Annotated in this window: 10 protein-coding genes; 5 read left to right on the top strand and 5 right to left on the bottom strand. The window is 66.9% G+C overall.

Features of this window, described 5'->3' with window-relative positions; translation table 11 throughout:
- Positions 1–264 precede the first annotated feature (264 nt).
- Positions 265–1,254, top strand: a complete 990-nt coding sequence (locus METLW3_RS0116910; RefSeq protein WP_024881023.1) for a bifunctional riboflavin kinase/FAD synthetase — start codon at positions 265–267, stop codon at positions 1,252–1,254.
- Between the two features lie 106 nt (positions 1,255–1,360).
- On the opposite strand, the gene METLW3_RS0116905 is transcribed toward METLW3_RS0116910, so the two are convergent.
- Together METLW3_RS0116905 and METLW3_RS0116900 are read right to left on the bottom strand one after the other, a co-directional pair.
- Entirely contained in the window at positions 1,361–1,648 is a 288-nt protein-coding gene (locus tag METLW3_RS0116905) for a hypothetical protein (protein WP_024881022.1), read from the bottom strand.
- On the bottom strand, positions 1,645–2,874 hold the full coding sequence (locus METLW3_RS0116900; protein ID WP_024881021.1) for a multidrug effflux MFS transporter: 1,230 nt from the start codon (positions 2,872–2,874) through the stop codon (positions 1,645–1,647). The genes METLW3_RS0116905 and METLW3_RS0116900 overlap by 4 nt, the downstream gene beginning before the upstream one ends.
- Before the next feature lie 203 nt (positions 2,875–3,077).
- On the opposite strand from METLW3_RS0116900, the gene METLW3_RS0116895 reads away from it, so the two are divergent.
- Genes METLW3_RS0116895 through METLW3_RS0116885 form a run of 3 tightly spaced genes read left to right on the top strand, consistent with a single transcriptional unit; the run spans position 3,078 to position 4,947 of the window.
- Positions 3,078–3,422, top strand: coding sequence for a DUF952 domain-containing protein (locus METLW3_RS0116895; protein WP_024881020.1), 345 nt, complete (start codon positions 3,078–3,080; stop codon positions 3,420–3,422).
- Positions 3,419–4,480: a quinone-dependent dihydroorotate dehydrogenase gene (locus METLW3_RS0116890; protein WP_024881019.1), complete on the top strand. Its 1,062-nt coding sequence runs from the start codon at positions 3,419–3,421 to the stop codon at positions 4,478–4,480. The genes METLW3_RS0116895 and METLW3_RS0116890 overlap by 4 nt, the downstream gene beginning before the upstream one ends.
- 38 nt (positions 4,481–4,518) lie before the next feature.
- Positions 4,519–4,947: a DUF1810 domain-containing protein gene (locus METLW3_RS0116885; protein WP_024881018.1), complete on the top strand. Its 429-nt coding sequence runs from the start codon at positions 4,519–4,521 to the stop codon at positions 4,945–4,947.
- Here METLW3_RS0116885 and METLW3_RS0116880 read toward each other — a convergent pair.
- Positions 4,941–5,969 carry an AMP-dependent synthetase gene (locus tag METLW3_RS0116880; protein ID WP_245267391.1) on the bottom strand — a complete coding sequence of 343 codons (1,029 nt, stop codon included), beginning with the start codon at positions 5,967–5,969 and terminating at the stop codon, positions 4,941–4,943. The two genes, METLW3_RS0116885 and METLW3_RS0116880, sit on opposite strands and share 7 nt — an antisense overlap.
- The gene (locus METLW3_RS0116875; protein WP_024881016.1) at positions 5,966–7,786 is read right to left on the bottom strand and encodes an extracellular solute-binding protein; all 1,821 of its coding nucleotides are present in this window, start codon (positions 7,784–7,786) and stop codon (positions 5,966–5,968) included. The genes METLW3_RS0116880 and METLW3_RS0116875 overlap by 4 nt, the downstream gene beginning before the upstream one ends.
- A gap of 310 nt (positions 7,787–8,096) precedes the next feature.
- On the opposite strand from METLW3_RS0116875, the gene METLW3_RS0116870 reads away from it, so the two are divergent.
- Positions 8,097–8,822 (top strand): invasion associated locus B family protein, encoded by a 726-nt coding sequence (locus METLW3_RS0116870; protein WP_024881015.1) that lies wholly within the window; start codon positions 8,097–8,099, stop codon positions 8,820–8,822.
- Positions 8,823–9,067: 245 nt separating this feature from the next.
- On the opposite strand, the gene hspQ is transcribed toward METLW3_RS0116870, so the two are convergent.
- A complete protein-coding gene (gene hspQ / locus METLW3_RS0116865) occupies positions 9,068–9,400 on the bottom strand; it encodes a heat shock protein HspQ (protein ID WP_024881014.1) in 333 nt (110 codons plus the stop codon).
- Positions 9,401–9,485: the final 85 nt, after the last annotated feature.

Below are 9,485 nucleotides of genomic sequence, written 5' to 3'. Positions count from 1 at the left end.
AGAGGCTCTTGCGGTTCCGAGACGATCGGGTGAAGACGCCCTCATCCTGAGGAGCCCGCGAAGCGGGCGTCTCGAAGGACGTGGGCGGCTTCATTGCGCTGTCTACTGGAGCCTCCCCCTCCCGCTTCGAGACGGCTCCTGCGGAGCCTCCTCAGCATGAGGGGGAGGGTTGCGCAGCGGTCTCGAACGCCCTGCGACCCTCTCGCTCTGGACATGGCGCGTCATCCGAACCAAAGTGAGCCGGCTCCTGCACCGCACAAAGCCTTGGACGCCGCCTTGTCTTCCGCGCATCCTTTCATCGTCGCCCGCGATCCGCTCGCCCCGCCGCCGGGGCTCGAGGGGGCCGTTGTCGCCATCGGCAATTTCGACGGGCTGCATCGCGGCCATCGCGGCGTGATCGCCCATGCGCAGGCTCTGGCGCAAAAGCTCGGAAAGCCCTGCGCGCTGCTCACTTTCGAGCCGCATCCGGCCGATTGCTTCGCCGGCAAATCGATCATCTTCCGGCTGACGCCGCCGGACGCCAAGGCTGCGCTGCTCGCCCGCCTCGGCCTCGACGGCATGGTGATCCTCACCTTCGACAAGGACTTCGCCGCGCGTCCGCCGCAGGAGTTCACGCAGGAGATTCTCCGCAAGCGGCTCGGCGTCTCGGCGGCGGTGGCGGGCTATGATTTCTGCTTCGGCGCCAAGCGCGCCGGCAATCCCGAGTTTTTGCGCTCCGAGGGCGAGCGGCTGGGCTTCATCGTCGAGATCGTGCCGCGAATCACGCAGGACGAGGCCGGCAGCCTCGAGGCCGTCTCCTCCACCGCGACGCGCGAGGCGCTCGCCGCCGGCGACGTCGCGCTGGCGACGAAACTGCTCGGCCATCCTTATTTCGTCGAGGGCGTCGTGACCCGAGGCCGCCAGCTCGGCCGCACGCTGGGCTTTCCGACCGCCAATATCGCGCTCGACCCCTCTAACAAGCTGCGCCACGGCATTTACGCGGTGACGCTGGAGGCGGACGGCGTGGTGCGCGAGGGCGTCGCCAATTTCGGCCGCCGGCCCACGGTGGAGGCGGAGGGCGCGCCGCTGCTCGAGGTCTTCGTCTTCGATTTCGACGGGGATCTCTACGGCAAGACGGTGGAGGTCGCCTTCATCGGCTTCATTCGCGGCGAGGCGAAGTTCCCCTCGCTCGACGCGCTCACCGCGCAAATGCGGGACGACGCGGCGAAGGCGCGCGAGATTCTGGCCGCGAGACATACAGCCCCCTCATCCTGAGGCGCTTTTTGCGCAGCAAAAAGCCTCGAAGGATGATCCAGAAGGCGGGGCGTCCGACCCTTCGAGACGCCGGCTTCGCCGGCTCCTCAGGGTGAGGGGCTGGTCCTTATCGCCCTAGCAGAGCGGCGAGAATCGCTTCGAATTCTTGCCCGAGCGGGCCGGTCGCGGACGGCTTGCCAGCGCGCGCATACCAATAGGCGGCGTTGCCGAGATCGCCTTCCGCCCGATGCAGAAACGCATGCACCCACATGGCGTCCGCCTCGCCGGAGCTATCGACGCATTTATGCGCGCCGTCCCAATCGCCTTTGGCGTTTTTCCACAGCGCGAGCAGCGGCGGCGAGAGGGCAGGGGGCGTCTCTGCGGCGAGGGAGGCGTGGAATTGGGCTGGGGTCATGGGGCCGACGCGGGCTCCGGGCGCCGCTCCTGCGAAAGAGCGGAAGCCGGCTTGGGAAAGGCGGCGAACGCCACGATACATGCGGCGATTCCGCAAGCGGCGATAGCGGCGATCATCGGCAGTGCGGCGCCATTGGCCGTTGCGCCGACGATGAAGGACGCGAATGTTCCGGCGCCGAATTGAAGCGCTCCGAGCAGCGCCGAGGCCGTGCCGGAAATCGCGCCATAGGATTCGAGCGCCATGACGCTGCAAATGGGCATGACGACAGCCCTGGCGGCGATGATGATGAAGAGCGACACGGCGAGCATGGCGAGACTCGCGCCGCCGGCCATATCGACCGCCGCCAGCAAGACAGCCGTCGCCGCATAGATCACGACAGAGGCGCGCACGATCGTTTGCGGCTGGAAACGGCCCATCAGCCACGGCGCGGTCTGCGCGGCCGCCATCAGGCCGATGGAGTTGACGGCGAAGATAGCGCTATAGGCGGCGGGCGTCAGGCCATGCAGCGAAATGAAGACGAAGGACGAGCCGGCGAGATAGGCGAAAAATCCAGCCTGCGAGAATGCCGTCACCGCCACATAGGGGAGAAAGCGGCGGCTGGCGAGAAGATGCGCGTAGTTTCGCGCGGCGTCGAGCGGGCGGCTGGCGGCGCGAAGCTCTTCCATGCGCGTCTCCGGCAATGCGATCCACACGAGGACGAGATCGGCGACGCCGAACAGCGCCAGCGCGCCGAACAGAGCCTGCCATGGCGCGACGGCGATGATCGCCGAGCCCAATAGAGGCGCGAGAATCGGCGCGACGCCGAAGACGAGCATCATCATCGCGATGAGCTTGGCGGCCATCTGCCCCGTGTACCGGTCGCGCACGATGGCGAGGCCCATCACCATGCCGGCCGAGCCGCCGAGCCCATGGATGAAGCGCCAGGCGGCGAGCTGCTCGGCCGTTGCGGCGGTGATGCTGCCGATGGAGCCGATGATGAACAGCAGGAGCCCGGCATAGATGACCGGCTTGCGGCCGATGGAGTCGGAGATCGGGCCGTAGAAGAGCTGGCCGATCATGAGGCCGGCGAAGAAGGACATGAGGCTGAATTGCACCTGTCCTTCGCCGACATTCAGACTCGCCGCGATCTGCGGCATGGCCGGCAGATACATATCGATCGACAGCGGCCCAAGAGCGCCGAGCGCTCCGAGAATGGGCGCGATGCGCCTGGAAGATGTGTCTTGCATGAGTGGAGTTTCACCTGTTCGTTCGGCGCTCGTTTTGCGTTCGCGCCGGGTTCGAAGGCTCGAGGATTGGATCGAGCCGAAGTTTGAAGATGAAGGATCGTTCATATTTTGATCGATCTAAGATATATCGTTGTGTCGGCGGCGGTCAAGCCCTTCATTCGACCCCCTACCGCGGCGCCCCGAACGCCTGCTATCTCTCCGACATGACACTCATCTACAAGCTCCTCCCCGCTTCCCTCTGGCGTGAGGCCGAGGCGGCGGGCGTTTTCGCCGGCGCCGGGATCGATCTTGCCGACGGCTACATTCATTTCTCGACCAGCGCGCAGGTCGAGGAGACGGCGGCGCGTTACTTCAACGGCGTCGCCGATCTTCTGCTCGTCGCCGTGGAGGCCGAGCCTCTCGGCGACGCGCTGAAATTGGAGCCCTCGCGCGGCGGCGATCTCTTCCCGCACCTCTATGGAACTTTGCCCGTCGAGCGCGTCGCCAGAGTGGCGGCCCTGCCGATGCGCGAGGATGGCGGCCATGATTTCGCGGGGCTCCTCGAATGATCGAGGTTTTCTTCGGCGATCTCGCCACCGCGCTGTTCCGCCGCCTGCCGCCGGAGACGGCGCATCAGGCGACGATCGCGGCCTTGCAGCTGATGCCGGCGCCGAAGCCCCCGCGCGACGATCCGCGCCTCGCTGCGCGCGCCTTCGGCCTCGATTTTCCCAATCCGATCGGCCTCGCCGCCGGCTTCGACAAAAATGCCGAGGTTCCCGACGCCATGCTGGCCATGGGCTTCGGCTCTGCGGAGGTCGGCACGCTGACGCCGAAGCCGCAGGCCGGCAACGCCCGCCCGCGCGTGTTTCGGCTGGCCGAGGATCGCGGAATCGTCAATCGCTACGGCTTCAACAATGTCGGCCATACGCTCGCCTATGAGCGGCTGCTCGCCCGACGTTCGCGTGGCGGAATCGTCGGCGTCAACATCGGCGCCAATAAGGACGCCGCCGACCGCATCGCCGATTATGAGCGCGGCATTGCGGCCTTCTCCGAGCTGGCGAGCTATTTCACCATCAATGTCTCCTCGCCCAACACGCCAGGCCTGCGCGATCTGCAGGAGAAGACGGCGCTCTCCGAGCTGTTGGCGCGGGTGCTCTCGGCGCGCGAGCGGGCCAGGCGCCGGCGCCCCGTATTGTTGAAGATCGCGCCGGATCTTTCGCTCGAGCAGCTCGACGATGTGGTGAGCGTCGCGCGCGCGCGAGAGATCGACGGAATGATCGTCTCCAACACCACTCTGGCGCGGCCGGAGAGTTTGGCCTCGCCTTTCGCGAGAGAGGCGGGCGGGCTCTCGGGCGCGCCGCTCTTCGATCTCTCGACGAAAATGCTCGCCGAGACCTTTTTGCGCGTCGAGGGGCAGTTTCCGCTCATCGGCGTCGGGGGCGTCGATTCGGCGGCGGCGGCGCTCGCCAAAATCGAGGCGGGGGCGAGCCTGGTGCAGCTCTATAGCGCGCTGGTCTATGAGGGGCCGGGGCTGGTCGGGCGCATCAAGAGCGGGATTTTGGAGACGCTGGAGCGCGAGGGCGTAGCGCTGGCGGCGCTCGTCGGGCGGCGGGCGCGCGCGAAATAGCGGGAGAGCGGGCCTTCCCGCGCCGACGGAGGCGAAGCATGTCGGACGACGATCCCTTCGATCTACGCCGTTTCATCGAGGCGCAGGCTCCCGTCATCGAGGCGGCGATGGCGGAGCTCGCCGCCGGGCGCAAGCGAACGCATTGGATGTGGTTCGTCTTTCCGCAGATCGAGGGGCTGGGCTCCAGCCCTATGGCGATGCGCTATGCGATCCGCTCGGCGGCGGAGGCGCGCGCGTTTCTCGCGCATGAGATTTTGGGCGAGAGGCTGCGCGCCTGCACGCGTCTGGTTCTCGCCGCAAAGCGTCCGCTCGCCGGGGTTTTCGGCGCGCCGGACGATCTCAAATTCAAATCCTCCATGACGCTCTTCGCCGAAGCGGCGCCGCAGGAAACGCTGTTCGCGGAAGCGATCGCGCGCTGCTGCGGCGGCGCGCGGGACGCGGCGACCTCGAGCCGCCTCGCTCAGTAAGCGGCGCGGCCTGCCACGGGGCGCGCGGGCGCACGGAGGGCGCCGTCCGCGCCGATCTCGATGATCGGGCAGGAATAGGGATGCGAGGGCTCGAAGGCGGGCTCGTCCTCGCCGGCGCGATGGACGGCGACGCAGGCGAGCAGCGCGCCGCTCGTCAGCAGGCCGGCCGCATCGAGATCAGCCATCGCCGCGCGCGGCGCGACGAGGCGCAGCGGGCCGAGCGCGTCGAGCGTCGCGAGGAAATCGGCGCCGTCGAAAGGCGCGAGGAAATGCAGCGCTGCGCCGGAGAGCAGCGCGGCGAGCGGCCCGGCGACGAGGCCGCCGATCGAGCCCGGGGAGACCAGCGACAGCAGAGGCGCCGAGCCATTGACATGCGCCTTGGCGATGAGGCCGAGGCCGCTGGAGACGAGTCCCGCCTGCTCGTGGAAATGTGGCGCGCCATATTGGTCCAGCGCGGCGATCAGCACTTTTTTGCCCGGCGCGGCGCGCGTCGAGGCGGACGAATCATTCTCGCTGCGCGAGCGCGGACCGAAATCGACTGCGCCGTCTATGGTTCCGTCGAGCGAGCCGATGAGCCTTATCGAAGGCGCTTGCGAGGCGACGCCGAAGACCAGCTCCTCGAGGCTCTCGCCGCCGATCGAGGCCGGCGCGATGAGCGCCGCTGCCGCGACGGCGCGCGCGCCCGCCGCCAGCGCGCCGACCGAGAGGCCGAGCGGCGCCGCCACGGGCTCGAGGCCGGCGGAGATGATTCCGATGAGCGCGATCAGAGTCGCGCTGGTCGGCGCGGCGAAGAGCATGATGCGCTCGCCGGGCTGAAAATCGAAGCTGCGCAGATCGGCGCGAAAGGCGGCGACGCGGCGGTCGAGCTCGGCGTGGTCGATCGCCGCGCCGGTCGAGGCGTCGGCGGCGGCGAGGCGCATGGGGCGCAGCCGCGCCGCGCCGGCGATCAGCGCGTCGAGGCCGAACATGGTCAGCGGATGCGCGCGGGAGAGCGCGCGGCCGGAACTATCGGCGAGCGTCACGGCTCCGTCCTCCACCAAGTTTCGAGCGTGGCGCCAAACAAGGGAGAGTGGCGGGGCAATTTCGACGGCCTCGCGATTTTCGTCGAGTGAGCGATCCATTGCGTCGAGGAGTGATAGAGCGGCACGATGTAAAAACCGGAGAGTAGCGCGCGGTCGTAGGCGCGCACGGCGGCGACGAAATCCTCGCGCCCGCGCGCAGACAGCAGCGCTGCGATGAGCGCGTCTATCGCCGGAGAGGAGGCTCCCGCGAGATTATAGGAGCCTTCTTGCGTGGCGCTTGCGGAGCCCCAGCGCATGCGCTGCTCATTGCCGGGCGAGGCGGAGGCGGTCCAGGTTCCGAACATCACGTCGAATTCGAACTTTTGCCGGCGACGCTGATATTGCACCTCGTCGACGAGGCGCACGCTCGCCGTCACGCCGATGCGCTGCAGCGAGGAGACGAAGAACAGAGCCAGACGCTCCTGATCGCGATTGGCGACCATGATCTCGAAGGAGAGGGGATCGCCGTTCTTCACCAGCCGATTGTCGACGAGCTTGTAGCCGGCCTCGCCGAGCAGCTCCAGCGCGCGGCGGGCGGGCTCGCGGTCGCGGCCGGTGCCGTCATGGACGGGCGGGCGCCAGCGCCCTTCCAGAATGTCCTCGCGCACGGCGCCGGGGAAGGGGGCGAGCAGCGCGCGCTCCGCCTCGCTCGCCGGGCGGCCGGTGGAGGCGAGCTCCGATTCGTCGAAGAAGCTCTTGGTGCGCGTGTAGAGGCCGGAATAGAGATTGGCGTTGATCCATTCGAAATCGAACATCAGGCCCAGCGCCTCGCGCAGCCGCGCGTCCTGGAACATCGGCCGCCGCGTGTTGAAGACGAAGCCTTCCATGCCTTTGGGGCCGGGGCTCGGCAGAGTCTCCACGGCGACGCGCCCGTCGCGCACGGCGGGGAAATCATAGCCGCTGGCCCAGCGCGTGGTGTTCGCCTCCTCGCGATAATCGACGACGCCGGCCTTGAAAGCCTCGAACAGAGAATTGGCGTCGCGGAAATAATTCACGTCGATCTGATCGAAACTATAGAGCCCGCGCTGCATGGGCAGGTCCTTGCCCCAATAGGCGGGATCGCGCTTCAGCACGAGCCGCGCGCCGGGCTCCACCTCCTCGACCACATAGGGGCCGGAGCCGATCGGCGGCTTCAGCGTGGCGTCGGTGAAATGCTCGACATCGGTCGCGTGCTTCGGCAGCACCGGCAAAAAGCCGAGGATCAGCGGCAGCTCGCGATCATTGGCGCCGGTGAGATCGAAGCTGATCGTCTGCGCGTCCGGCGTCTCGACGCGCTTCACCAGCCCATAGGCGCTGCGCTGCTGCGGGCGGCCCTTGGCCTTCAGCAGATCGAAGGAGAAGCGCACATCCGCCGAGGTCAGCGGCGCGCCATCGGAGAAGCGGGCGCGCGGGTCGAGACGAAAGGTCACATGCTCGCGCGAATCATCGACCTCGATCGAGCGCGCCAGCACGCCATAGACGGTGAAGGGCTCGTCCAGCGAGCGCGCCATCAGCCGCTGAATGACATTGCCCTCGAGCCCTTGCGCGGTGGAGCCGGCCTTGAGGTTGAAGGGATTGAGGCTGTCGAAGGCGCCCTGCAGGCCGATTCGCAGCCGTCCGCCCGGCTTGGCCTGCGGATCGGCATAGGGGAGATGATCGAAATCGGCCGGCAGAGCCGGCTCGCCATGCATGGCGAGGCCGTGGCTCTCGGCGGCGATGACGCTCGCGCCTTGCGCCCCTGCGAAGAACAAGGGGAAAAGCGTGGCGAGAATTGCGGCGCGAATCGCTCGAATCGTCATGGGTGGACCATATTCCAGGGCGGGTGGACCGGGACAAGACGTCTCCGACGGACTCGGGGTATTCACATATGTTCTTGGAAATACGAGGGCTGCATAGGCTTGGGCGTCTCGTCTCCCGGCGCGGGGCGGTCTCGCTCGAGGCTCGCGCAGGCCGCTGGAATTCGGCGCGTCGATTTTGTATGAGGCTAGCCGTCTACCTTTCGCCCCGTCCCAGGGCGAAGACCGAGGACGGGGAGGTAAGAGGCTCTTTCCTCGCGCGAATGACGCCCCGTGCGCCCACTCGATCGTGCACTACTCGAAAGGACGACTTATGCCAATTCAATTTCCGCGGATCGTCGCTGCGGTTCTGACGGGGGCTCTCCTCGTTTCGGCGGGCGTGGCGCAGGCTCAGCAGAAGCCGGCCCCAAGGCCCGCGGCTCCAGCCCCTGCCCCCACCGCTCCGGCGCAGCCGGGCGCGCCCGCGCAGCAGCAGGCTCCGCAAGGGCCGATCAAGGCCGATCTCGTCCCCGTGCAGCCGGAGTGGACCAAGGTCTGCGGCGCGGATCAGCAGTCGAAGAAGGAAATCTGCTACACGACGCGCGATTTCGGCGCTCAGGCCGATCAGCCTCTGCTGGCGCTCGCCGTCTATGACCCCAAGGGCGACGACAGCAAGATCATCCGTCTGCTGCTGCCGCCGGGCTTGCTGCTGAAGCCGGGCTTCCGCTTCGCCGTCGGCGCCGGCGCGCTGGACGCCGGCGAGTTCGAGATCTGCTTCCCCAATGGCTGCTTCGCGCAGGCCAAGGTCAAGACGGCGCTCATCGACCAGATGAAGAAAGCCGACAAGATGACCATAGTGGTCAAGAATCAGGTCAACAATGAAGTGACCTTCCTTCTGCCGCTGACGGGTTTCGGCAAGTCCTATGACGGCCCGCCCGTCGACCCCAAGGTGCTCGAGGAGCAGCAGAAGAAGCTGCAGGAAGAGCTGCAGAAGAAGGCCGACGAAGAGCGCAAGAAGCTCGAGAGCCAGCAGAAGCCGGCCGCGCCCGCCGGGAAGTGACATTCGCAGGCGCCGGCGTTTCGATCTCCCGATGGGGGCGAGCGCCGGGGCTCGTCCCCTCGGCCGTCATTGCGAGGAGCGCAGCGACGACGAAGCAATCCAGGGGCCGCCCAGCGGCTCTGGATTGCTTCGCTTCGCTCGCAATGACGGAAGTGGGTTCGAAATCGCGATGACGCCGTCACGCCCGGCAGGCCGCAGGCCCGACCGGGAATCCAGAGCAACGACGCCTCTCTAGCGGCCGTCTCTCAGTGCCGCTTGGCCGACTTCACGCGATAATAGCCGTCGGAGGAGCGCTCGAAGGTCTCCTCGACCTGCGGATGGCGCACCGGATCGCCGGAATTGTCGGGCAGGAGATTCTGCTCCGAGACATAGGCGACGTATTCCGTCTCCGAATTCTCGGCGAATAAATGGTAGAAGGGCTGATCCTTGCGCGGCCGGACTTCCTCCGGAATGGACAGCCACCATTCTTCCGTATTGGCGAATTCGGGATCGACGTCGTAGATCACGCCGCGAAACGGATAGCGACGGTGCTTGACGACCTGCCCGATCGTGAATTTGGCGCTACATTCTCTCGTCATATCGATCGACGCCATCTGTTACGCTTCATACCGATAGAAACGGTAGCGCAGCGCCGCCATTGGCGTCAACGCTGTAAAGCGCGGG

Source organism: Methylosinus sp. LW3, assembly GCF_000527115.1.
Classification (GTDB): Bacteria; Pseudomonadota; Alphaproteobacteria; order Rhizobiales; family Beijerinckiaceae; genus Methylosinus.
This window is presented reverse-complemented; position numbering and strand designations above follow the sequence as displayed.

What these genes read in the sequence shown, in the direction of transcription:
- METLW3_RS0116885 (WP_024881018.1), top strand. Translation starts at nt 4,519, where the DNA reads ATGTCGGACGACGATCCCTTCGATCTACGCCGTTTCATCGAGGCGCAG.
- METLW3_RS0116890 (WP_024881019.1), top strand. Translation starts at nt 3,419, where the DNA reads ATGATCGAGGTTTTCTTCGGCGATCTCGCCACCGCGCTGTTCCGCCGC.
- METLW3_RS0116875 (WP_024881016.1), bottom strand. Translation starts at nt 7,786, where the DNA reads ATGACGATTCGAGCGATTCGCGCCGCAATTCTCGCCACGCTTTTCCCC.
- METLW3_RS0116895 (WP_024881020.1), top strand. Translation starts at nt 3,078, where the DNA reads ATGACACTCATCTACAAGCTCCTCCCCGCTTCCCTCTGGCGTGAGGCC.
- hspQ (WP_024881014.1), bottom strand. Translation starts at nt 9,400, where the DNA reads ATGACGAGAGAATGTAGCGCCAAATTCACGATCGGGCAGGTCGTCAAG.
- METLW3_RS0116905 (WP_024881022.1), bottom strand. Translation starts at nt 1,648, where the DNA reads ATGACCCCAGCCCAATTCCACGCCTCCCTCGCCGCAGAGACGCCCCCT.
- METLW3_RS0116870 (WP_024881015.1), top strand. Translation starts at nt 8,097, where the DNA reads ATGCCAATTCAATTTCCGCGGATCGTCGCTGCGGTTCTGACGGGGGCT.
- METLW3_RS0116900 (WP_024881021.1), bottom strand. Translation starts at nt 2,874, where the DNA reads ATGCAAGACACATCTTCCAGGCGCATCGCGCCCATTCTCGGAGCGCTC.